The organism is Dechloromonas agitata is5 (assembly GCF_000519045.1).
GTDB lineage: Bacteria > Pseudomonadota > Gammaproteobacteria > Burkholderiales > Rhodocyclaceae > Azonexus > Azonexus agitatus.
In genome coordinates this window covers 1585219-1606741 of the sequence record NZ_KI912532.1, presented here as the reverse complement: position 1 = coordinate 1606741, position 21523 = coordinate 1585219, and the positions used below count along the sequence as shown (strand labels likewise).

At 66.5% G+C, this 21523-nt stretch carries 23 protein-coding genes; 13 read left to right on the top strand and 10 right to left on the bottom strand.

Annotated features, from left to right (window positions below; genetic code table 11):
• Positions 1–257: 257 nt before the first annotated feature.
• On the top strand, positions 258–1082 hold the full coding sequence (locus K420_RS0107900) for a DUF932 domain-containing protein (protein WP_010792639.1): 825 nt from the start codon (positions 258–260) through the stop codon (positions 1080–1082).
• A 79-nt stretch (positions 1083–1161) separates the two neighbouring features.
• The gene (locus K420_RS0107895) at positions 1162–3219 is read left to right on the top strand and encodes a ParB/RepB/Spo0J family partition protein (protein ID WP_010792640.1); all 2058 of its coding nucleotides are present in this window, start codon (positions 1162–1164) and stop codon (positions 3217–3219) included.
• Positions 3220–3618: 399 nt separating this feature from the next.
• On the opposite strand, the gene K420_RS0107890 is transcribed toward K420_RS0107895, so the two are convergent.
• A complete protein-coding gene (locus K420_RS0107890; protein WP_010792641.1) occupies positions 3619–4143 on the bottom strand; it encodes a GNAT family N-acetyltransferase in 525 nt (174 codons plus the stop codon).
• A gap of 329 nt (positions 4144–4472) precedes the next feature.
• Between K420_RS0107890 and K420_RS0107885 the strand changes: the two genes are divergently transcribed.
• A complete protein-coding gene (locus tag K420_RS0107885) occupies positions 4473–5429 on the top strand; it encodes an IS110 family transposase (protein ID WP_027457584.1) in 957 nt (318 codons plus the stop codon).
• 54 nt (positions 5430–5483) lie between these two features.
• Here the strand turns inward: K420_RS0107885 and chrA are convergent, their stop codons facing one another.
• The 7 genes from chrA to K420_RS0107850 all read right to left on the bottom strand — a co-directional run bounded on the left by chrA (position 5484) and on the right by K420_RS0107850 (position 9963).
• A complete protein-coding gene (gene chrA / locus K420_RS0107880; RefSeq protein ID WP_027457583.1) occupies positions 5484–6713 on the bottom strand; it encodes a chromate efflux transporter in 1230 nt (409 codons plus the stop codon).
• A complete protein-coding gene (locus K420_RS0107875; protein WP_223277441.1) occupies positions 6710–7039 on the bottom strand; it encodes a PadR family transcriptional regulator in 330 nt (109 codons plus the stop codon). The genes chrA and K420_RS0107875 overlap by 4 nt, the downstream gene beginning before the upstream one ends.
• A 67-nt stretch (positions 7040–7106) precedes the next feature.
• Complete coding sequence (arsC, locus tag K420_RS0107870) at positions 7107–7529, bottom strand: arsenate reductase (glutaredoxin) (RefSeq protein WP_027457581.1); 423 nt, start codon at positions 7527–7529, stop codon at positions 7107–7109.
• A gap of 15 nt (positions 7530–7544) precedes the next feature.
• Positions 7545–8582 carry an ACR3 family arsenite efflux transporter gene (arsB, locus tag K420_RS0107865; RefSeq protein WP_201268052.1) on the bottom strand — a complete coding sequence of 346 codons (1038 nt, stop codon included), beginning with the start codon at positions 8580–8582 and terminating at the stop codon, positions 7545–7547.
• Positions 8583–8640: 58 nt separating this feature from the next.
• Positions 8641–9138: an arsenate reductase ArsC gene (locus K420_RS0107860; RefSeq protein WP_027457579.1), complete on the bottom strand. Its 498-nt coding sequence runs from the start codon at positions 9136–9138 to the stop codon at positions 8641–8643.
• A gap of 12 nt (positions 9139–9150) precedes the next feature.
• On the bottom strand, positions 9151–9621 hold the full coding sequence (locus tag K420_RS0107855) for an ArsI/CadI family heavy metal resistance metalloenzyme (protein WP_027457578.1): 471 nt from the start codon (positions 9619–9621) through the stop codon (positions 9151–9153).
• Positions 9622–9633: 12 nt separating this feature from the next.
• A complete protein-coding gene (locus K420_RS0107850; RefSeq protein WP_027457577.1) occupies positions 9634–9963 on the bottom strand; it encodes an ArsR/SmtB family transcription factor in 330 nt (109 codons plus the stop codon).
• A 794-nt stretch (positions 9964–10757) separates the two neighbouring features.
• On the opposite strand from K420_RS0107850, the gene K420_RS0107845 reads away from it, so the two are divergent.
• Positions 10758–11072, top strand: a complete 315-nt coding sequence (locus K420_RS0107845; protein WP_010792642.1) for a DUF736 domain-containing protein — start codon at positions 10758–10760, stop codon at positions 11070–11072.
• Positions 11073–11118: 46 nt separating this feature from the next.
• Here the strand turns inward: K420_RS0107845 and K420_RS0107840 are convergent, their stop codons facing one another.
• A complete protein-coding gene (locus tag K420_RS0107840; protein ID WP_010792643.1) occupies positions 11119–11409 on the bottom strand; it encodes a helix-turn-helix domain-containing protein in 291 nt (96 codons plus the stop codon).
• A 254-nt stretch (positions 11410–11663) separates the two neighbouring features.
• On the opposite strand from K420_RS0107840, the gene K420_RS0107835 reads away from it, so the two are divergent.
• The 9 genes from K420_RS0107835 (at position 11664) to K420_RS0107795 (ending at position 19044) form a co-directional block, all read left to right on the top strand.
• Entirely contained in the window at positions 11664–12014 is a 351-nt protein-coding gene (locus tag K420_RS0107835; protein ID WP_027457576.1) for a DUF2958 domain-containing protein, read from the top strand.
• A 337-nt stretch (positions 12015–12351) separates the two neighbouring features.
• Entirely contained in the window at positions 12352–13113 is a 762-nt protein-coding gene (locus tag K420_RS0107830; protein WP_010792645.1) for a DUF2285 domain-containing protein, read from the top strand.
• A gap of 83 nt (positions 13114–13196) precedes the next feature.
• Positions 13197–13478 carry a helix-turn-helix transcriptional regulator gene (locus tag K420_RS0107825; RefSeq protein ID WP_010792646.1) on the top strand — a complete coding sequence of 94 codons (282 nt, stop codon included), beginning with the start codon at positions 13197–13199 and terminating at the stop codon, positions 13476–13478.
• Positions 13479–13504: 26 nt separating this feature from the next.
• The gene (locus K420_RS0107820; RefSeq protein ID WP_010792647.1) at positions 13505–14362 is read left to right on the top strand and encodes a replication initiator protein A; all 858 of its coding nucleotides are present in this window, start codon (positions 13505–13507) and stop codon (positions 14360–14362) included.
• Between the two features lie 253 nt (positions 14363–14615).
• Positions 14616–15254, top strand: a complete 639-nt coding sequence (gene parA, locus K420_RS0107815; RefSeq protein WP_010792648.1) for a ParA family partition ATPase — start codon at positions 14616–14618, stop codon at positions 15252–15254.
• Positions 15251–15523, top strand: a complete 273-nt coding sequence (locus K420_RS0107810; RefSeq protein WP_027457575.1) for a hypothetical protein — start codon at positions 15251–15253, stop codon at positions 15521–15523. The genes parA and K420_RS0107810 overlap by 4 nt, the downstream gene beginning before the upstream one ends.
• Positions 15520–16065 carry a DUF2840 domain-containing protein gene (locus K420_RS0107805; RefSeq protein WP_010792650.1) on the top strand — a complete coding sequence of 182 codons (546 nt, stop codon included), beginning with the start codon at positions 15520–15522 and terminating at the stop codon, positions 16063–16065. Before K420_RS0107810 ends, K420_RS0107805 begins: the two co-directional genes overlap by 4 nt.
• Entirely contained in the window at positions 16062–16625 is a 564-nt protein-coding gene (locus K420_RS0107800) for a S26 family signal peptidase (protein ID WP_010792651.1), read from the top strand. Before K420_RS0107805 ends, K420_RS0107800 begins: the two co-directional genes overlap by 4 nt.
• Before the next feature lie 448 nt (positions 16626–17073).
• A complete protein-coding gene (locus tag K420_RS0107795; RefSeq protein ID WP_010792652.1) occupies positions 17074–19044 on the top strand; it encodes a relaxase/mobilization nuclease domain-containing protein in 1971 nt (656 codons plus the stop codon).
• Between the two features lie 100 nt (positions 19045–19144).
• On the opposite strand, the gene K420_RS0107790 is transcribed toward K420_RS0107795, so the two are convergent.
• Positions 19145–21517: a phosphoketolase family protein gene (locus K420_RS0107790; RefSeq protein WP_027457574.1), complete on the bottom strand. Its 2373-nt coding sequence runs from the start codon at positions 21515–21517 to the stop codon at positions 19145–19147.
• Between the last annotated feature and the right edge of the window lie 6 nt (positions 21518–21523).

Below are 21523 nucleotides of genomic sequence, written 5' to 3'. Positions count from 1 at the left end.
TGCCGTCAAGGCGCGCAGGGCCGTGTCCTCGGCTGCGCCTGCGGGCCGCACCAACCCTGCGCTTGCCTCCTTGACGGCACCCGTTCGCGCGCTCCTGACCGTCGCGGGCGATGAACTCAGGAAAGACGGTGGCAACAGGGCCAACCGGGTTCCTCGTGCCGACCGCACCGAACAGCCGAAAGGCTGGGCTTCCGAATCTAGGAATCCGGTGTGCGGTGTGAACAGCAAACCCTTTTTTCTTTGTCAGGAGAAATGCCATGCAACTCGCATCCCGCTTCGCTTCCCGTTCCCCGGTGCTGCGTTCGGAACGTCCCTTGTCCGACGACCAAATCCGGGCCGTGGCCCCGTCCATCTTCGCGGACGCCCCGCACGAAAGCCGCTCCGAGCGGTACAGCTACATCCCCACCGCGACCGTGCTGCAAGAACTGCGCGGGGAAGGTTTCGAGCCTTTCATGGTGACGCAAACCCGCGTGCGCCACGACGACCGCCGCGACTACACCAAGCACATGATCCGGCTGCGCCACGCCAGCCAGATCAACGGCCGCGAGGCCAACGAAATCATCCTGCTGAACTCCCATGACGGCACCAGCAGCTATCAGATGCTGGCCGGGATGTTTCGTTTCGTTTGCAGCAATGGCCTTGTCTGCGGCGATACCGTGGCCGACGTGCGCGTGCCTCACAAGGGCGACGTGGCCGGACAGGTGATCGAAGGCGCATACGAAGTCCTGCACGGCTTCGACCGGGCGCAGGAATCCCGCGATGCCATGCGCGCTATCACGCTGGACGCAGGGGAATCGGAAGTGTTCGCCCGCGCTGCGCTGGCGTTGAAGTACGACGAGGACAAGCCCGCGCCCATCACGGAATCGCAAATCCTGATGCCGCGCCGCCATGACGACGACCGCCGCGACCTGTGGAGTGTGTTCAACCGCACGCAGGAGAACTTGACCAAGGGCGGACTGTCCGGGCGAAGCGCCAACGGACGCCGCCAGCAAACCCGCCCCGTTCAAGGCATTGACCAAAACGTGCGCCTGAACCGCTCCCTGTGGCTGCTGGCCGATGGCTTGCGCCAGTTGAAAGCCTGAATCCCCACGCGGCAGGGGCAGGCAGCAGCCCTTGCCGCTTCTCTCGCTGCTGCATCCCTAACCGCAAGGAGTTATCACCATGAACGCCGTACTCAAAACCGAAACCGTCGCCATCGAAGCCGCCGCGCCGCTGGAAGCGGCAGACCCGACCAAGAACCTGATCTTGGTTCCGCTGTCGCAACTGTTGCCGCGCCGCTCCAAGCGCAACGTCCGCACGACCCCGCGCCAGTCCATCCCCGAACTGGCCGCGAGCATTGCCCGCATCGGCCTGCTGCAAAACCTGATCGTCATCCTTTCCGCAGACGGCGAGGCTTACGAGGTGGTGGCCGGTGATCGCCGCCTGACCGCCTTGAAGCTGCTGGCGAAGAAGAAGCGCATCCCCGCCGACTATGAAGTGCCGTGCCTGCTGGTGGCCGATGCGTCCGCCCGTACCGTCAGCCTCGCGGAGAACGTGCAGCGCGAGAACATGCACCCCGCCGACCAGTTCGCGGCCTTCGCCGCGCTGGTCAAGGAAGGCCGGCCCGTCGAAGACATTGCCGCCGACTTCGGCGTGTCCCCGCTGGTGGTGCAGCGCCGCTTGAAGCTGGCGAACGTCTCGCCGCGCCTGATGACCGACTACCGCGCTGGAACCGTCACGCTGGAACAGTTGATGGCCTTGACCATCACCGACGACCACGCCGCGCAGGAAGCCGCGTTCTATGGTGCGCCGGAATGGCAGCGCAGCCCGTCCAAGCTGCGCGAGCGCCTGACCGAGCGCGAAATCGACGCCGCGCACGCGCTGGTGCGCTTCGTCGGGCTGGACACCTACCGGCAGGCAGGCGGCGGCATCCGCCGCGACCTGTTCGCAGAAGGCGATGCCGGAACCTACCTCACCGATACCGCAGTGCTGGAAACGCTGGTGCGCGACAAGCTGGCAACGCTGGCCGAGGACGTGCGCGCCGAGGGCTGGGCGTGGGTGGAGGCCGTGCCGCATCTGGCCTACGAGGAACGGCAGGCGTTCCAGAACGCCCCGCGCCATCGCCGCGAGCCGACCACCCGCGAGGCCCGCCGCATCGCCTCGCTGGAAACCCGCCTCGAAAAGATCGACGCCGAACTGGAAGAAGCCTGCGACGCCGAGGACGAGGACGAGGCCAAGGCCGAGAAGCTGGAACGGCGGCGCGATCAGGTGATCGGCGAACTGCAAGACGCGGAGGACGCCTTACAGGGCTATGCCCCCGAAGTGCGCGAGGTGGCCGGTGTCATCGTCACCATCGACCGCAACGGCGAAGCCGCCATTCATCGCGGCCTGCTGCGCGAAGCCGAGGCCAAGGCGCTGCGCACGCTGGAAAAGCTGCGGCGCGGTTTCGGCAACACCGAAGGCGAAGTCGCCAACGACGAGCACGAGGACGCCGACGACGCACCCAAGGCCGCGAGCCTGTCCGACCGGCTGGCGCAGCGGTTGAGCGCCCACCGCACGGCGGCGCTGCAAATCGAAGTCGCCCGGCATCCGCATGTCGCGCTGGCCGCACTGGTGCATGGCATGGTGCAGACCGTCTTGCAGCCCGACGCCTACGGCGATGGCCTGCCGCTCGGCGTGCGCCTCACGGCGCAAGACCGGCTGGAAGGCATGGCACCGGACTGGCCGGAATCGCCCGCCGCCGTGGCGCTGCGCGAACTGCAACAGGTGGCCGGTGTAGCCTTGCCAGAGGACAGCGCCGAACTGTTCGCCGCGCTGCTGGCGAAGCCGCAAGACGAACTGGTGCGACTGCTGGCCGTGTGCGTGGCTTCCACGGTGGACGTGGTGACGCCCCGCGCCACGACGCACCATCGCGGCGAAGAACTGGCGCAGGCCGTGGGCCTCGACATGGCCGCATGGTGGAAGCCGACCGCAGAAGGCTACTTCAAGCACGTTTCCAAGGCCGTGATTCTGGATGCCGTGGGCGAGTACGCGCCCGAGCAAATCAACCGGCTGGCGAAGCTCAAGAAGGCCGACATTGCCAGCGAAGCCGAGCGGCTGGCCGATGGCACGGGCTGGATGCCCGCCATCTTCAAGGCCGCAGACCCGCAGGATGCCGCGCAGGAGGAAAGCCCGGAGCAGGACGCCCCGGAGGATGCCGAAGCAATGGCGGATGAACCCGCCGAGGCGCTGGCCGCTTGACCCGCGCCGAAGGCAAGCGCCCCGGCCTCGACCGGGGCGCTTCGCTGGAAGGAGAAGCTCCATGATCCACACCGCCACCAGCCGCCCGCGCATGGCGGCGATCTACGCCCCCGGCACAGTACGCGCCCGCCGCTGGCACGGCGCAGGCGACGTAGCGGCTATCGCCCGCCCTCGGGCTGGTCAGCCCGCGCCGACCTCACCGACATTCATCCCATCACGGGCCGCGCCTTGCCGCGCGTCTTGTGGTGGCTCATCGAGACGAAGGAATAACCGCGATCAGCACCGCGCCCAGGCCGTTCCGTCCTGGGCGCGGTGAAATGCAAATCCGGTCGCGGTAGTGGCCGCGCGCGGTGTTCAAGGCCAGCAGCCGATTCAGAACGCCGCCGCCTTCGCGCTGGCTCAGGCGGCGGCGTTGAAAGCATCGCTGTAGTGCGCGATGCCTTCGGGCACCGGCCCATCGAAGGCCAGTGCCATGAAGTAGCCGGGCGGCACGCCCTGCAGTTGCAGGCCCGCACGGGCCTGAAAACCAAAACGCGCGTAATACGCGGGGTCGCCCAGCAGCACGCAGCCCGCGGCCTGCATGTCACGCAGTTCAGACAGCGCCTGTTCCATCAGGCGCGAGCCGATGCCGTGCCCTTGCCTTTGCGGCAGGACGGAGATCGGCCCCAAGCCGTACCAGTCCTTAGCCTTGCGGCCGTGGCCGTGGCCGTCGGTGATGGTCACGGGTGACAGGGCTACATGGCCGCTGATCTGGCCGTGTTCTTCGGCCACGATGGATAGCGTCAGTTCGTTGGCAGCGCGCAGTGCGCGCACGATGAATTGCTCGGTGTGACTGGTGTGTGGTGCATCGGCAAAGGCGGCGACCGTGATGGCCTCGATGGCGGAAATATCGTCCGGGGTTTCGTGTCGGAGCTGGAGAGTCATGGGCTTGTCTTGGGTTCCTTCCTGAAAATATAGAACGGCCTGGGCGTGTCGGCGCGATGCTCCGCCGGGCTTTCGGGCTACGCCCCGTGCCGACTTCGCTGTCACGGCCATTCGGCTTCAATCCCTTGTATCTTTGAAGTGCGTGTCCGGCAGTGCCGTCACGCCCGGACCTGTCAGGGTTCGGGGTTGGCCGCAGCATGTAGCCCGTCATCCCTCGGTGCCCATGGAGCCCGTGCGTGAGTCTTGGGCGCATGCATGCGCCCGATCTCTGAAAGCCCGAACAGTTGCGTGAACGCCGTTCGCATTTGCAAGGAAGGGACGCAGGGATCATGGCCAATCAAATTGCAGTCGGTATCGACATCTCCAAGAAGACCATGGATGTAGCCATGGGGCACGAGCAGCCTACGGCCATATTCAGCAACGATGGTGCCGGGCATCAAGCGTTGATCGAAGAGCTGAAAAACCATCAGGTCTCGCTGATCGTGATGGAGGCGACCGGACAGTACCAACTGGCCTGCGCCTGCGCACTTCAAGCTGCGGGATTCGCTGTCGTCGTCATCAACCCTCGGCAGGCACGGGACTTCGCCAAGGCCATGGGGCGCCTAGTCAAGACCGACAGCGTGGATGCCCGCATGCTGGCTGAGCTGGCCCAGGTGCTGAATCTGCGGCCGGATCGAGACCGCTTCATCAAGCCGATGCCAGACCAGGCGCAGCAATACCTTCATGCACTGGTGCTTCGACGCCGGCAACTGGTGCGCCTTCTGGTCAGTGAGCGCCAGCGCAAGCACATGGCGCATGCCGAGGTGGTGCAGGACATTGTGGAACTGATGGATGTGCTGTCGAGACAGCTTGAAGCGCTGGATCGGAGGATTGCGGAACACTTGGCGTACCATCAGCCCGATCTGGCCGCCTTGCTCAAGAGCGTCAAAGGGGTTGGTCCGGCAACGGCTGCGACGCTGATGTCCGAGCTGCCAGAGCTTGGCCGGCTCAAGGCCAGGCAGATCTCTGCGCTGGTAGGCGTCGCTCCGATGAACCGGGACTCGGGCCAGGCCCGCGGCAAACGCTTCATCTGCGGCGGACGTGCCGCGGTCAGGAGCGCTTTGTACATGGCCGCCATCGTCGCCATGCGTCACAACGCCGTGATACGGCGTTGCTATGAGCGTCTGCTGGCGGCAGGCAAGCCGAAGAAGGTGGCCATCGTGGCCTGCATGCGCAAGCTGCTGATTATCCTGAATGCCATGGTCAAAAGCGGGCGGCCATGGAATGACCAGCTTGCACAGGCCTGAAATTGCTGGAGAGTGTCCCCATGTCCGGCCGGCCGCTGCGCCGGCGAATGGGCTTCAGATACCCATCGCCATGACCCAGCCCGCCAGCCCGGCCAGCAGCACCACGAGCGCTGGCGGCACGCGTCCCACCGTCAGCAGCCCGAACGAGAGCAGCGCCAGCCCAAAATCCGCCTTGCTGTGGATGGCACTCGTCCATACCGGGTCATAGAGGGCGGACACCAGAATACCGACCACGCCGGCGTTGATGCCGGCCATGGCCGTCTGGATGCCCGCGCGGTGGCGCAGCACTTCCCAGAACGGCAGTGCACCGACCAGCATGAAAAAAGCGGGGAGGAAGATCGTGCCCAGGAGTGCCAGCCCGCCGATCCAGCCATGCAGCGGTCCGTGGGCGACCGCGCCGAGGTAGGCCGAGAAAGTGAACAGCGGCCCCGGCACGGCCTGCGCCGCACCGTAGCCGGCCAGGAAGTCGGCATTGCTCACGACGCCGCTGGGCACCACCGAGGCCTGCAGCAGCGGCAGCACAACGTGTCCACCGCCGAAGACCAGTGCACCGGAGCGGTACACCCCTTCCAGCAGGGCTATCGTGGACGAGTCCGTGGCTGCCGCCCACAGGGGCAGCCCGACGAGCGGTGCGGCAAACAGCAGCAGCGCCACGATGCCCAGCTTGCGCGAGACGGGGTAGCTGTGGGCGTGGCCGCCGCCGGGTTGCGCGATCTTCAATGTCCACCAGCCCAGCAGCCCAGCCACCGCGATGGCGGCAAGCTGTCCCGCGGCCGAGGGCAGGACCATGGTCAGCAGCGCCGCCAGAATGGCCAGCGCGGCGCGCGGCCGGTCCGGGCACAACGACTTGGCCATCCCCCAGACCGCTTGCGCCACGATGGCCACGGCGACGACCTTGAGCCCGTGCACCCAGCCGGACTGGGCCAGCCCCTGGTACTCGGCGATGCCAAAGGCGAACAGGATCAGCGCAATCGCCGATGGCAAGGTGAATCCGGCCCAGGCCGCCAGCAGCCCCAGCCAGCCCGCGCGGCCCAACCCCAGCGCCATACCGACCTGGCTGCTGGCCGGCCCCGGCAGGAACTGGCACAGGGCGACCAGATCGGAGTAGCTGCGGTCATCCAGCCAGCGGCGACGCTCGACGAACTCCGAGCGGAAATAGCCCAGGTGCGCGATCGGCCCGCCGAAGGAGGTCAGCCCCAGCTTGAGAAAGGCGCCGAAGACTTCGACGGGTGAGCCGCGCGCGGCTGCGGACTCATGCTGCAAGGTGTTGGTTGAATCTGTCATTTGTGCATCGCCTCCCCGGTGAACTCCCGGATGCGTTCCTTGGCCAGTGCCAAGCCTTCCTTGCCCTTGGGCGTGATCGTGTAGAGCTTGCGCACGGTGCGCCCTTCACGCTCCTGGCGGGAGACGAGGTAGCCGTCGCGCTCCATCTTGTGCAACATCGGGTACAGCGTTCCGGGAGAGAGGCGGTAGCCGTGGTGGGCCAGCTCGTCGATCATCCATTGCCCGTAGATCTCCTGCTCGGCCGCGTGGTGCAGCACATGCAGGCGGATCAGTCCCGACAGCAAGTCGTGGTGCTCCATAGCGCGCGGTGTCGATTGTTCTTTCATATCGAATATCGATAACGAAATTCGATAATATCAGCTTCAGATCACCCGACTGCGCACGCAGAGGTATTTAGACCTTGCGACCCTCAGCATCCACCACGGCCTCACCATCCTCTTTGTTGAACGCGCCGCGCTGCGGCTGCGGCAAGATGTCCAGCACGGCCTCCGATGGCCGGCACAGGCGCGTGCCCAGCGGCGTGACCACGATGGGCCGGTTGATGAGGACGGGGTGCTGGAGCATGAAGTCGATCAACTGCACGTCGCTCCACTGCGGGTCATCCAGGCCCAGCTCGGCATAGGGCGTGCCTTTCTCGCGCAGCACGGCGCGCGCCGATACGCCCATCGCGGCGATCAGTGCCGTCAGCGTCGCCCGGTCGGGCGGCGTCTTCAGGTACTCGATGACCGTGGGCTCCTCGCCGCTGTTGCGGATCAGGGCCAGCACGTTGCGCGACGTGCCGCAGGCGGGGTTGTGGTAGATGGTGATGTTGCTCATGGTGGCTTGCCTGGGTTAGCGGGAGGAAGGGTTCGGGCCGCATTCGTACCAGCCGCGCGAGCGGTTGACCACGCGCACGACCAGCAGCATCACGGGTACCTCGATCAGCACGCCGACCACGGTGGCCAGCGCCGCGCCGGACTGGAAGCCGAACAGGCTGATGGCGGCGGCCACCGCCAATTCGAAGAAATTGGAAGCGCCGATCAGTGCCGACGGGCAGGCGATGCGGTGCTGCTCGCCCACCTGGCGGTTGAGCCAGTAGGCCAGCCCCGAGTTGAACAGCACCTGGATCAGGATGGGCACGGCCAGCATGGCGATCACCAGCGGTTGGCGCAGGATGGCCTCGCCCTGGAAGGCGAACAGCAGCACCAGCGTGAGCAGCAGCGCGGCCATGGACAGCGGGCCGATGCGGGCCAGCGCGGCATCGAAGGCGGCCTGGCCCTGGCGCAGCAGCGCGCGGCGCCAGAGTTGCGCGAGGATGACCGGGATCACGATGTAGAGCAGCACCGACACCATCAGCGTGCTCCAGGGCACGCTGATGGACGACAGGCCCAGCAGCAGGCCGACGATGGGCGCAAAGGCGAAGACCATGATGGTGTCGTTCAGCGCCACCTGCGACAGCGTGAACGCCGGGTCGCCGCCGGTCAGCCGGCTCCAGACGAAGACCATGGCCGTGCAGGGCGCGGCGGCCAGCAGGATCAGGCCGGCAACATAGCTGTCGAGCTGGTCGGCCGGCAGCCACTGGGCGAAGATCTGGCGCACGAAGATCCAGGCCAGCAGCGCCATCGAAAACGGCTTGACGGCCCAGTTGATGAACAGCGTCACGCCAATGCCGCGCCAATGCTGCCTGACCTGGCCCAGCGCACCGAAGTCCACCTTGAGCAGCATGGGAATGACCATGACCCAGATCAACAGGCCCACCGGCAGGTTGACCTGCGCGACCTCGAGGCGGCCGATGGCCTGGAACACGCCGGGTGCGAACTGGCCCAGGGCCACGCCCAGCACGATGCACAGGAACACCCACAGCGTCAGGTAGCGCTCGAAGAGGCTCATGGGCTGCGGCGCTTGTTCAGGCCGCAGCGCTTCAGGGATTGCATTCATTGCCCCGGCCTCACTTCGTACCGATATTGCGCAGCTCATGCTGCAACGACATGGCGTCCAGCCGCTGCAGCGGCAGCGACAGGAACAGCTCGATGCGTCGGCGCAGCGTCAGCGCCGCATCCGTGAATGCCTTGCGCTTCTGCTCATCGGTGCCTTTGACGGCTGCGGGGTCAGGAACGCCCCAATGCGCCGACATTGGCCGTCCCGGCCACACCGGGCAGACCTCGCCGGCGGCGTTGTCGCAGACCGTGAATATGAAATCCAGCTCCGGTGCACCGGGCGCCGCGAACTCATCCCAGTTCTTGCTGCGGTAGCCAGCGGTCGGCATGTGCAGCCGCTCCAGCGTGGCGAGCGCCAGTGGGTGGACTTCGCCCTTGGGGTGGCTGCCCGCCGAGTAGGCGCGAAAGCGCCCCTGGCCCAATTCATTGAGGATGCCTTCGGCCAGGATGGAGCGAGCCGAGTTACCCGTGCAGATGAACAGGGCGCTGTAGATCTTGTCGGTGGTCATGGGTATCTCACATCAGCAGCAGGAGGAGGCCGGCTTCACCGCAACGCCCATCGGCTTGCCGCGCACCGGGGTACAGCACGCTGCGGCGGAAGTCGCTGCAGGCGCCGCTTCGTTAAAGACCGGAATATTGCCCAGCGTGTGAAAGTGCTCCCAGGCCACGCCCTGCGGGTCGGTGATCCAGTGCTTCTCGCTGCGCGCGTAGCAGCAGGTCGTGGTGCCCTCGTCCAGCAGCGTCATGTCGGCCGCCTCGGCGCGGGCCTTCAGCACCGCCAATTCCTCGGCATCGTCGGTCTGGATACCCAGGTGGTCAATGCCCGGCTTGTTGCCACGTGTGGAGATGGCGAAGTTGACCGGCGGGTCTTCGAGCATCCATTTGGCGTAGTCGCTTTCGACGCGCGCGGGCTGCGCGGCGAACAGTTGGGAATAGAAGCCGATGCTGCGGTTCAGGTCATCGACGTGCAGGTGGACGTGGAAGCGCTTCATGGGGAGATCCTTTCAGCAGGAGGTACAGGCAGAGGAGGAATCACTGACCTCGCACGTGCTGCCTTGGCAGCAGTGCTCGGTCAGGTAGCCGAGCAGCCCATTCATCTGGCTGAAGTCGGCGCGGTAGATCAGGTTGCGGCCTTGCTGTTCGATGGTGACGAGGCCAGCATGAGCCAGTTCCTTCAGGTGGAAGGACAGCGCGTTGCGGGCCACGTCGAGCTGATCGGCCAGAACGCTGGGCGTGAGCCCTTCGGGGCCGGCGACGACTAGGGATCGGAACACGCGCAGGCGCTGGGCATGGGCCAGGGCACCGAGGGCGGAAACGGCTTGGGCTTCATTCATTATTCAATAATACATCAATTATTGAATCAATGGCAATGCCGCTTATGCTGGATCAAGCCTGCGTGGCTTGACTTTCAAGACAGTTGCTCACGCCTTCGCGCCTGCGGCGCTGCGCACTGCGTTTGCTTCCAGGGGAAAGCCCTGCGGGCTATCCCCGCCGCGCACGGCTTGGCACCCCTCGATGCGGCCGAACCGGCTGCGCTGGATCGGCCCGGCCAGCGCCCCGCTGCGATGGGCGGGGCGCTGGCGAACACGCTGGCGCTCGCTGCGGCAGGTTGTGCAGGTGCGTGCCGTCCTCAACGCTGGCGGTTCTCACCCATCACGTCACGAAGGACGGTTCACGGACATCCCGCCCGGCATCGCTATGGAGCTTCCACGCCACGCCTCAAGACCGGCGCCGCAAGGTGCGGCGGGGGCGTTCTCGCCTATCGTCGGGGGATTGACCTGGCCCGCGTCAGGGGACGAGCCGGTGCAGCCTTCGGGCGGGGATGCCGAGCCGGCCCTGTCTCCTTTTGGATGGGGGTGGTTCGGCCCAAGGCGTCCTTGTGTTGTTGTGAATCCTGGCAGGGGCGCGGCTGCGCCTCGGGCTTCATGGCTGCAACCGTCCGACGAAAACAATTTCCCCTGCTTTGTCACTGCGTTCGGCGCATTCCTCGCGGGCCAAATTCTTTTCGCCTTCCGGTTCTCCACTGCGTTTCGACCGCAAGCGGTGCAGCCCGCCCGTCCACCGCCGACCAGATCACAACAAGGACGCGATGGGCGCGAACCTTGTTCAACCGAACGGAGAAAACATCATGGCCAACATCGGCACCTTCACCGCAGAGAAAGACGGCTTCACCGGCACGCTTCGCACTCTGACGCTCAACGTCAAGGTCAAGCTGGTTCCCAACGACAAGGGCAGCAGCGAGAATGCCCCGGACTTCCGCCTCCAGGCCGCCAGCCACGACATCGGCGCGGCATGGAACAAGACCAGCGAGGCCGGGCGGGAATACAAGTCCGTGACCCTCGACGATCCTTCGTTCCCGGCCCCGGTCTATGCCCGCCTGATCGAAGGCGAGAACGGCACGCACGACCTGATCTGGTCGCGCAGCAAGCCCCAGGCGGCGTGACCGCCGCAGCGCCCCGTCCGTCGCGGCGGGGCGCCCCCTCGCGGTTCTACGACCCGATCGCCGCGAGCTGGCCTTCCGTCGCACTCATCAGCACCGCCGTACTGCATTCGAGCGCACTGGCGATCTTGAAGATGATCGCCAGCGTGGGCATGTGCTCGCCACGCTCGACCTTGCCCATGTGCGAACGCTCGATGCCGGCCAGGTGCGCGAGCGATTCCTGCGCGATCCCGCGCTCCGTCCGCAGCGCACGCACCGCCGCGCCGAAGGCTTGCGCCAACTCGGCGTCGAACGTGGTGGCGCCCGTCGGTCGGCCGCGCTGGATGGATCGCTTCTGCATGGACAGAAGCGTCAAGTCGCAGCACAATTAAAACCACGTTATCTTTAACTCATGCCGCTGGCTTGGATTCGTGCTTTTACGGAAATCCGCTTCTGCGGATTCCGCCGGAACCGGAAAACCGCCACCGTGTCTTTGCAGATTTCTACAATGCCGCTTTTGCGCTTTCGTGCTTCCACGGTTTGGATGAAATACGCATCCGCGCTTCGGTGGGAAAACGCAAAACCGACATGCCATGTTGGAACAGGAGCATCGCGATGAACGCTCCCCTCGTCACCGATGCGCAACGCGCCGCGCTGCTGGAGAACGGACGGCGAGCCGCCGCCGGCGAAGCGCACGACCCGTTACCGGTCGTGCGGCTGTTCACTCCCGACGCACACGCCACCTGGCTGCTGACCTCGCTCGATCCCGCCGACGGCGATACGACCTATGGCCTGATCGACCTGGGAATCAGCATGCCCGAGCTGGGGACGGTGAAACTCTCTGACCTCGCGTCCATCGTCGGGCCGAATAAACAGCCTGTGATGCGGGATCTGTATTTCCAGGCGGTGCGCCCGCTGTCGGAATACCAGCGGCTGGCGCAGGAGAACGGTTCCATTGTCGATTGAACCGTTCGCGCCACGGCCAAGCCGGGCGCATTGAGACTATTTCGGTCTTGCTCCAGACCTGTCCGGTCTGAATCCGCACTCTGCATCCAGCCTGCATATTCGTGACTGAAACAGTCACGATCTTTCCTGCGGCATGCGGCACGGTGGTTTCTGCCGCGTGGCGTTTTGGGCTTGCGTGGCCGTCGCATCCGAACGGATTTCGCAATGCACCAGAGCCTATCGGTCTTGACACCCAATGTTACAGCTCGCCTTGATTCTGATGGCAACTGACCGCTTGCGATAGCCCCGTGTTGAACGCCCGTGGCGACGTTCCTGATCTTCGACAGGAGCCAGCGTCATGGTCGATCCTCATCACGTCGCGCATTGGTATCCCACTGCCGCATACCTGTATGTTTTTTGGCTGGATGCGCTCGCGCTCGCTTGGGAGTACCTGCGCAGGCATCCCGACTACCGGCGCGACTGGCTGCGCCGTCATCGCCGGCCTGATGCGGCGCATCGCTGGGGTTTGCGCCTGCTGGAAGACCCGGCACTGGATGCGCGTGACGCGCATCCAGCTTGGCTGCCTGGTCATGCTGCCGTGGTGCAGCTCTACCCCGACGCTGATCCGCCGCAGGATGCCGCCGCTTTCGCGTTCTGGCGCATCCCCGGCCACAAGCAGTTGCTCCACGACGGCAAAGGGCTGGCGTTGATCGCGCGCAGCCCAGGCCATTGCCTGCGCTACGCGCTCGCGCCTGGGCTGGAAGACGGCATGGCTGTCGCCTATGCCCACCGCAGCGGTGCTGCAGCGCCTGCGCGCAGCCAAGCACCCGGTGCGGCCCTGGTCGATGCCAAGCCCAGGCCAACATCTTCCGCGCTGCTGGAACTGCATACCCTGCAGGCGCTCGACGCGACCTTGGCAGACGCGTCCTTGCGCGAGGTCGGCGAAGGCTTGTTCGGCGTGGACGCCGTGGCCGATTGGTACAGCGACGGCGGGCTGCGCTCGAAGGTGCGCCGCCTGGTAAGGCGTGGCGATGAATTGATGCGCGGCGGCTATCGCCGACTAGCACAACTTCCGCCGCCTGAGAAGGGTCGTTTTGAGGACGATGCAAAACGGCCCTGAGCAGGACAGCTTGGTTTTCTGAGACTGCCTCCATCCGGTCGCGCTGTGTGGCCGGGCGCTTTCAACCGATGGAGGTTCACACCATGCGTCCCGCTCCCTTGCGGCCTGCCGCCGCTGTCTCGACCACTGCCGCGCAACCCCAACGCTATCTCACCAACGACGAAGCCGCCGAGTACCTGCGGCTGTCGCCGCGCACGCTGGAAAAGCAGCGCGTGATCGGCGGCGGCCCGCGTTTTCGCAAGTTCGGCCGGCGCGTCATGTACGCCGTGGCCGACCTCGATGCCTGGGCCGCCGACCGCAGCTTCGAGACGACTTCCGACCCCGAATACGCCGAGCACCACGCGGCGGACAGCCGTGCGCGCTGATCGCTGGCGCGCGGGTGGCCTTCGCCATGTCCAGCCCTGCGCTGCCGTCCCGGCAGCGGCCCGTGCCAGAGCGCGAACAGCTCGACCTGTTCCGCGCCTTGCCGGGCGACATGGCGCCGCGCGACAGCCAGGACTTGATGGCCTTTCCGTTTTTCTCGCTGGCGAAGTCACGGCGCACGGCTCCGATCAACTTCCGTGCCGGGAACGTCACGATCCGCGTGGAGGGTACGCAGGAGCATGGCATCGCCACCATCTGGGACGCCGACCTGCTCATTTGGGCGGCCAGCCAGATCGTGGAAGCACGCGACGCGGGCTTGCGTCCGTCGCGGCTGATGCAAGCCACGCCCTACGAGATCCTGCGCTTCATCGGGCGCGGTACATCGCTGCGCGACTATCAGCGCCTCAAAGCCGCGCTGGATCGCCTGCAATCGACCACGGTGGCCACGTCCATCCGCGAGACAACTGGGCGGCGCCTGCACCGCTTCTCGTGGATCAACGAATGGAAGGAGCTGGCCGATGCCAAGGGCACGCCCTTGGGCATCGAGCTGATCCTGCCGGACTGGTTCTATGCGGGCGTGCTCGATGCCGCTTTGGTGCTGACTATCGACCCGGCGTATTTCCGGCTCACGGGCGGCATCGAGCGATGGCTGTACCGCCTGGTGCGCAAGCACGGCGGGCGGCAGCCGGGCGGCTGGCAATTCGATTTCCGGCATCTGTATCGGAAATCGGGCAGTGCCACGCGCTTCTCGGACTTCGCCTACGACCTGCGCGCGCTGGTCGCGCGGCAGTCGATGCCCGGCTACGTCCTGGGCATCGAGCGGATGCCGGACGACGGTGCCGAGCTGCTGACCTTTCGGCCCGTGCCGTTCGCGGCACGGGGATAACTGCTGCGCAAGTTGTGGACGGGCTCGTGCTATCAGGAGTACGGGGCATCGTGCTATCGGGAGTACGACCCTCGTGCTATCAGGAGTACGGATCGCCCGCAAAGCCAATAACGGCGCGAGTTTGCGCTCTCTCTAACTTCCCTAACTTCAAATCTCTAACTGGTAGTAGAAGCGCCGTGCCACGGTGGATAACCACCACGCGGCACAACGCGCAGCAGCAACAGCCGGGCTTTCCAGCATGGAGGGCCAGGCCATGATCGTCGCGCTGCTCAACCAGAAAGGCGGCGTGGGCAAGACCACGCTCGCCACCCACATCGCCGGCGAACTGGCGATGCGCGGCCAGCACGTCGTTCTGCTGGACGCCGACCCGCAGGGTTCATCGCTGGACTGGACACAGCGCAGAAGCCAACAAGGCTTGCCACGGCTGTTCAGCGCCGTGGGCCTTGCACGCGAAACGCTGCACCAAGAGGCACCAGAACTCGCCAGGCGGGCCGATCACGTCGTCATCGACGGCCCGCCGCGCATCGCGGCGCTGGCGCGCTCCGCGCTGCTGGCGGCCGATCGCGTGCTGATCCCGGTGCAGCCCAGCCCCTACGACCTGTGGGCCAGCGCCGAGATGGTGGCGCTGATCCGCGAGGCGCAGGTGTTTCGGCCGCAACTCGCCGCAGCCTTCGTCATCAATCGGCGCGTCAGCACCACCGTGATCGGGCGCGAGGCACGCGGCGCGCTGGCCGACCAGCCGCTTCCTGCGCTGCGCGCGGAAGTGCATCAGCGCATCGTGTTCGCCGACAGCGTGGCTGCTGGCCGGCTGGCACGCGAGACGGCGCCGGACAGCGCCGCCGCCCGCGAAATCACCGCACTGGTGGACGAACTGCTGCGATGGCCGACATGACAGCGAAGCCGCCACCTCGCGCAAAGCGCGTCGGCATCGGTGCGCGTCCACCGGCGAATCCGCACGCCGAGGCGTGGATTCGCCAGGGCGACGCCGATGCACTTGGCAAGGGCGACCTCTACACCGCCCGCCTGACGCTCGACATCACGCCCGCGATGCGGGCGCGCATCAAGGTGTCGGCCTTCACGCAAGGCGTGACGGTGGCCGAGCTGCTGCGCGGCCTGCTGGAGCGGGAGTTTCCAGAACACCGCAGGGAGAACACACCATGACTGCATCCGCTTTGCCTGCCGCTGACGCGGCCACGGCTGCACCGTCGCCGCCATTCCCAGCACACGCGGCACGGCCTACCTCAACGCCGCTGACGCGCGTTTCGCTGGCCTTCCTGGAGCACCGTTTCAAGCTCTATCTGCGCTTTGGCGAACCGGCGCGCACGCAGCGGCTTGACCGCTGGCGCAGTCTCGCCGTGTTCATGCCGAACGCCGTGTTCTGCCGCATCCGCTGGCAGGCCAACGACTACGGCACCGTGCGCTGGCAGCTCATGGTGATGCAGGCTTGCACGCCGCTCGATGCGGCGCAGCGTATCCCCGGCGTGCAGCCGGGCGCGCGCCTGCTACTCCACGCCGAAGGGGAGAACCAGGTGCGCGCCGTGCTGGAGCGCATCGACACCATCGAGGCGCTGAGTATCGCGCCGTCCGCCGCTTCGCCTGCGTACTGGCGCACGCTCGCCAACCGGCTTGCGGCGCACTTGGCGTTGCCCGAATACAGCGCCGAGCGGCACGCCGCCTGGCTGGCTGGGAGGGCGCTGCCATGACGGCCCATCCTCGCTCCCGCGTGCGCGCTCGCCTCGTACTGGCGGGCCTGTCCGCCTGCGGCCTCGCTGCGCTGGCCTGGGCGTCCTTCGTGCATCCAATGCCACGTCTGATCTACAACCCGTCCGACAGCGTTCCCGTGGGCTGGTATCGCGTCGATCCGTTGGGTCGCGGCACCAGCTCGCCGCCACGCCCATTGTCCGTGGACAGCATCGTGCTGGTGTCGCTGCCCGCAGAGGCTGCCGCGCTCGCTGCGCAGCGCGGCTACCTGCCGGCGCGCGTGCCGCTGCTCAAGCGCGTGGGTGCCGTCGCACCGCAGGAGGTGTGCATCGCTGGTCGCGTCGTCCGCATCGACGGCGTGCTTTCGGCCACCGTGCTGCCCGCCGACCGCTGGGGCCGACCGTTGCCGTCCTGGCAGCAGTGCCAGCGCCTCGAACCCGACGAACTGTTCCTGCTAAGTGTGACCAATCCGGCTTCGTTCGACAGCCGGTATTTCGGGCCGGTCAGCGCAGCCGCCGTGATCGGCGTTGCACGTCCGGTCTGGCTGGAGTCACGCCCATGATCGCCGCTGATTCGCTGCGCATCATCGTGCTATCGGGCGTGTCGTTCTGCTGGCCGTCGCCGTGTCGTCGCGCGTGCAGTGCGGGTGCCAATACTTCGCATTGGGCACCGCACTTCGCGCTGCCTCCGGCGCAGCCGTCCAACGTGCAGGCGTCTTGCCTCGAACGCGCCCGGCCTGTGGCCGTGTCCGCGTTCGCCGGCGCGCTGGCTGCTCGCGCAGCAGCGCCACCGGGCCGCCGCTGCCCGGAGCGCCAGCGAGGGGCAAAGGCGGAAGGCAAGACAAAAGGGTGCGGCACCTGTCGGCCCGCAAAGCCAGTCTGCACGTGGGGGTGGCGCGGCACGACGCGGCTTCGCCGCCGTGCTGCTTGTGGCGCGTGGCCCGCGCCGATGCGGGCATGTCCGCGTGCTTCGCACGACCGGACACGCCGCAGCTTTCGGAGAGCGCAGCCATGACCAACCGCCGCGACGATGATTTCCGCATCCGCCCCAGCGCTCCGAAGAACCGCGACCAGGGCTTCGTCTCCAAGGTGCTCAAGCAGGCACGCAAGGCCAGCAGCGGCAAGTCGTCGGTGCGTCGTCCTGGCGGGAGGGGTACAGGCCAGCGGCCCGGCTCGCGCCTGGGACGCGGCCACACAGCGGCACGCTTCGCCGGGGCGAAGCTGACACCCATGTCGCGGCGCGTGACCATCAAGACGCTGCTGCTCAACCAGCAGCGGGCCAGCCCGCAATCGCTCGCCAAGCACCTGCGCTACATCGAGCGCGATGGCGTGGGCCGCGATGGCGAGCCGGGCCAAGCCTACGGGCCGCAGACCGATGCCGCCGACCTCGACGCTTTCAAGGAATGCTGCGCCGATGACCGGCATCACTTCCGCTTCATCCTCTCGCCGGAGGATGGCGCGGAGCTGGAAGACCTGCGCACCTACACGCGGCACTTGATGGGGCGCATGGAGGCCGACCTGGGCACGCGGTTGGAATGGGTGGCGGTGGATCACTGGAACACCGACAACCCGCATACCCACCTGATCGTGCGTGGGCGCGACGACACGGGCAAAGACCTCATCATCGCGGGCGACTACATCGCCAATGGCTTCCGGCATCGCGCGTCCGAGCTGGCGACCGAATGGCTGGGGCCGCGCACTGAGCTGGAGATCCAGCAGACCTTGCAGCGCGAGGTGGGGCAGGAGCGGTGGACGAGCCTGGATCGCACCTTGAAGCGTGAGGCTGGCGACAACGGCCGAGTGCAGATCGAACGCTTCAACGAACCGCGGCTGCAACGCCAGCGCCTGCTGCTGATCGGCCGCCTGCAACTCTTGCAGCGCCTGGGCCTGGCCGACGAGGTGCAGTCCGGCACCTGGGCCGTCCATACCGATGCCGAGAAGACGCTGCGTTCCCTGGGCGAACGCGGCGACATCATCCGCACCATGCAGCGGGCCATGCGCGGCGAACCGCGCGAACTGGCGATGTTCGAGCCAGGCGACGACGGCCGAACCATCCTCGGCCGCGTGGCCGCCAAGGGGCTGGCCGACGAACTGCACGACCGGGGCTATCTGGTCATCGACGGCGTGGACGGCAAAGCCCACTACGTCGCGCTCAATGCTCGCGACGAGCTGGCGAACTACCCGAGCGGCGCCGTGGTGGAGGTGAAAGGATCGGTCGACGTGCGCGCAGCCGACAAGAACATCGCCGCGCTGGCGAGCGGTGGCTTGTACCGCACTGACCATCACCTTGCCATCGCCCAGGGCCAGGCCGTGCCCGGCCGCGATCCGCAAGAGGTTGTGGCAACTCACGTCCGCCGGCTGGAAGCCTTGCGCCGGGCAGGCATCGTGGAGCGCGTGGCCGAAGGTCTATGGAAGGTGCCGGACGATCTGCCCGAGCGTGGCCGTAAGTACGACGCGCAGCGCCTGGGCGGCGTGGCCGTGGAACTGAAATCGCATCTGCCCATCGAGCGGCAGGCCCGAGTCATCGGCGCTACCTGGCTCGACCAACAACTGATCGGCGGCGGCTCGGGCTTAGGCGACCTGGGCTTTGGCGGCGAGGCCAAGCAGGCGATGCAGCAGCGCGCCGACTTCCTAGCCGAACAGGGACTGGCCGAGCGGCGTGGGCAGCGCGTGATCCTGGCGCGCAACCTGCTGGGCACGCTGCGCAACCGGGAACTGGCACAGGCCGCCAAGGACATTGCCGCCGAAACTGGCTTGGAGCATCGCCCGGTTGCCGACGGCCAGCGCGTGGCTGGCATCTACCGGCGCAGTGTCATGCTCGCCAGCGGGCGCTACGCCATGCTCGATGACGGCATGGGGTTCAGCCTAGTGCCGTGGAAGCCGGTGATCGAGCAGCGGCTGGGGCAGCAGATTGCGGCGACTATGCGCGGCGGCGTTGCGTCGTGGGATATGGGGCGGGGGCGTGGGATGTCGATCAGCTGAAACTACCCCAAGACAAAGATCATCGTGACGCCTCTGTGGTATATCACCGGGCAGTGCTGTCGGCGCACTTCATATCCGGCACAGGATTCGCGTACCTGACTCACGGGCTCAATAAATCATTGGGATCACCGGTGCCATCAAGAGCCGCGCGCTGTGCATGGTCGAGCAGCGCTTCGCGATTCCAGCCGGCCACGGTCGCTGCGGCATCCACCGTATGCGCCCAGGTGCAGCGGTTGGCGAACAGCATGCCGGGGACATCGAAGGTGCCGCCGCGGCCGATGTAGCCGAGGGCATGCGTCTTGGCCGGGCCGTTGTCGATGCGGCGCAGGATGCCGAGCATGGGCTCGGGGCGCGTGTGGGTGAGGATCACACGCGGCAGGCCTTGCGGGAACAGCGTGCTGACGGTGGCGTCGTCATCGACGAATTCCGCTTCCATGGCGTCGCGCGGGATGCGCAGGCGGCCAGGTTCCAGGATGACGGTGACGCAGGCGCGCTTGCCCATCTTGGCGAGGTGCTGCTGCGCCTTGACCGCTTCGTCGAGTTGGTAGGCGCCCAGCGCGATGAGCTGCACTTCGGCCTCGGCGGGGTCACCGATCAGATGGGCTGCGCCGTCACGGACCAGGCGTTGCGCCGATTCGGCATCAAAGCGGTTCTCCACGTCGCGCTTGGAAACGATCAGGCAGGCCAGTTGCCCGCGTCCGGCATAGACGTCGCGCAGCGCGGCGACGGCCGTGTTTCCATCCACCGGGAACAACACGCGCGAGGTGTCCGACATTTCGCCCAGCAGGGCCTCGCCGATCGTCGGATCTTGGTGCAACTGTTCATTCTTGGCGTTCTCCCAGGTGTGCGAGGTGACGATGAGTGGCACCGACAGCCAGCCGGCGGGCTGGCCGGCCTGACGCTGGTGACGGGCGAAAATGATTTCCTGCCGCATCAGGCCGAGCATTTTTACGGCGAAGGCCTCGTAGCTGACGATCAGGTTCAATCCACCCTTGTTGCCGAGTGCGGCGGCGGCCACGGCCTCTTCGTTGAGCGCGGTGATGACGGCGCCGTGCAAATCCTCGGGCACGCCGGGTTCGGGCTCGTTGACGCGGTGCTTGAGCAGCGCCAGCGTGCCGCCCATCTTGTTGCTGGCCAATTCGTCAGGGTTGCCGATGCGCATGCGCAGCTCGGGATTGGCTTTGGCGAATTCAACGAACCACTGATCCAGCGCCGTCATCGCACTGCCTTCGCTGCCTGATATTTCCCAGCGCGGTTCGGGAAGCCTGGGCGCAGCGGGGTGGCGGTGCGCCATCGGATGCGCGCTTTCCAGCGGGCGCCGCTGGGCGGCGTGGGTCGCGAAGGCGGCGAGCGCGGCGTCGAGTTCAGCTGGCGCAACGAACAGTGCGACCGCGCTTTCGTTGAAGCGCCCACGCATGGCGGCATCCGTGTGGGGGTTGCCGCCCAGCGGCAGGTTGTGCGCGGCGTTGCTGCCAGCACCGGGAAAGCCGAAGCCCTTCTCGGTCTCGGCGATCACGTAGGGCAGAGGCGCCGGATACCGACGATCCGGGCTGGCGGCAAACGCCCGCAGCGCGCCCTCGGATTCGACAATCGCCCAAGCGATTGCGGCCGGGTCGCGGCCATCGACGATCACCGGGTCGAAGCCGTTGTGGCGCACGTCTTCGGCCAGCCATTGCGCACCCCCTTCCTGCATGATCTGGGTACGTTGCTCGATGCGGCGGCCATTGAGGATCATCACCGGCACAGCGAAGCCGCTGTCTTGCGCGCGCCACCAGCGCGGCGCCCAGTCCGGGCCGCGCTGCTCCTCGAAGGCGCCGTCGCTGAGGAAGGCGACCAGCGATTCACCAGGCAGCGGCATGTGGATGTACTGCAGTTCGGCAAAGCCGAGGTAGCCGCCTTCAGACACAGCGCCGGCGGTATTGGGGCCAGCATGGCTGCCCAGCGGAACGGCCGGGCGGCCTTGCGCATCGATGGCATAGGAATAGAAATCGGCACACAGGCGCGACAGGCCTTCCTCGCTGCGGTCGTAGCGGCCCCGCTGCGCGGGCGAGACATCGCCGGTCAGCGCATTGACGGCTTCGATGGCAGCGACGCAATGGCCCTGGCCCATGATCCAGCCGCGCGTGCTGCCGGTGAGCGCATTGGCCAGCAGGTAGCCGACGAAGGCCTGCACCATGTTCAGCGAGCCGCCGGTGTGGCCTTCGGGCGTGGGCTTGAAGTCTTCGGCTGACAGCGCTGCGCCGGAAAGATCGATGCGGCGCGCATAGGTCATGTGCGCAACCACGTTCATGGCCACGCAGCTCAGGCGGTCAGCGGCGGCAAGCAGGGTGTAGGCCGTCGTCTCGTCAGCAACACGGCCTTCAGCGATCAAACGGGTCAGCAGTATTTCCATGCGTTCGACGGTCTCGTCGCCATGGACGATGGGGCCGTGGCCGGCAAGCCAGCGCTGGCGGATGGTGGAAGCGGTGGTCATGCGATT

Coding starts and splice junctions, on each gene's coding strand:
- chrA (WP_027457583.1), bottom strand. CDS start 6,713: ATGACAGATTCAACCAACACCTTGCAGCATGAGTCCGCAGCCGCGCGC.
- K420_RS0107855 (WP_027457578.1), bottom strand. CDS start 9,621: ATGAAGCGCTTCCACGTCCACCTGCACGTCGATGACCTGAACCGCAGC.
- arsB (WP_201268052.1), bottom strand. CDS start 8,582: ATGAGCCTCTTCGAGCGCTACCTGACGCTGTGGGTGTTCCTGTGCATC.
- K420_RS0107845 (WP_010792642.1), top strand. CDS start 10,758: ATGGCCAACATCGGCACCTTCACCGCAGAGAAAGACGGCTTCACCGGC.
- K420_RS0107835 (WP_027457576.1), top strand. CDS start 11,664: ATGAACGCTCCCCTCGTCACCGATGCGCAACGCGCCGCGCTGCTGGAG.
- K420_RS0107885 (WP_027457584.1), top strand. CDS start 4,473: ATGGCCAATCAAATTGCAGTCGGTATCGACATCTCCAAGAAGACCATG.
- K420_RS0107900 (WP_010792639.1), top strand. CDS start 258: ATGCAACTCGCATCCCGCTTCGCTTCCCGTTCCCCGGTGCTGCGTTCG.
- K420_RS0107795 (WP_010792652.1), top strand. CDS start 17,074: ATGACCAACCGCCGCGACGATGATTTCCGCATCCGCCCCAGCGCTCCG.
- K420_RS0107860 (WP_027457579.1), bottom strand. CDS start 9,138: ATGACCACCGACAAGATCTACAGCGCCCTGTTCATCTGCACGGGTAAC.
- K420_RS0107805 (WP_010792650.1), top strand. CDS start 15,520: ATGACTGCATCCGCTTTGCCTGCCGCTGACGCGGCCACGGCTGCACCG.
- K420_RS0107830 (WP_010792645.1), top strand. CDS start 12,352: ATGGTCGATCCTCATCACGTCGCGCATTGGTATCCCACTGCCGCATAC.
- arsC (WP_027457581.1), bottom strand. CDS start 7,529: ATGAGCAACATCACCATCTACCACAACCCCGCCTGCGGCACGTCGCGC.
- K420_RS0107895 (WP_010792640.1), top strand. CDS start 1,162: ATGAACGCCGTACTCAAAACCGAAACCGTCGCCATCGAAGCCGCCGCG.
- K420_RS0107810 (WP_027457575.1), top strand. CDS start 15,251: ATGACAGCGAAGCCGCCACCTCGCGCAAAGCGCGTCGGCATCGGTGCG.
- K420_RS0107890 (WP_010792641.1), bottom strand. CDS start 4,143: ATGACTCTCCAGCTCCGACACGAAACCCCGGACGATATTTCCGCCATC.
- parA (WP_010792648.1), top strand. CDS start 14,616: ATGATCGTCGCGCTGCTCAACCAGAAAGGCGGCGTGGGCAAGACCACG.
- K420_RS0107825 (WP_010792646.1), top strand. CDS start 13,197: ATGCGTCCCGCTCCCTTGCGGCCTGCCGCCGCTGTCTCGACCACTGCC.
- K420_RS0107820 (WP_010792647.1), top strand. CDS start 13,505: ATGTCCAGCCCTGCGCTGCCGTCCCGGCAGCGGCCCGTGCCAGAGCGC.
- K420_RS0107800 (WP_010792651.1), top strand. CDS start 16,062: ATGACGGCCCATCCTCGCTCCCGCGTGCGCGCTCGCCTCGTACTGGCG.
- K420_RS0107850 (WP_027457577.1), bottom strand. CDS start 9,963: ATGAATGAAGCCCAAGCCGTTTCCGCCCTCGGTGCCCTGGCCCATGCC.
- K420_RS0107790 (WP_027457574.1), bottom strand. CDS start 21,517: ATGACCACCGCTTCCACCATCCGCCAGCGCTGGCTTGCCGGCCACGGC.
- K420_RS0107840 (WP_010792643.1), bottom strand. CDS start 11,409: ATGCAGAAGCGATCCATCCAGCGCGGCCGACCGACGGGCGCCACCACG.
- K420_RS0107875 (WP_223277441.1), bottom strand. CDS start 7,039: ATGAAAGAACAATCGACACCGCGCGCTATGGAGCACCACGACTTGCTG.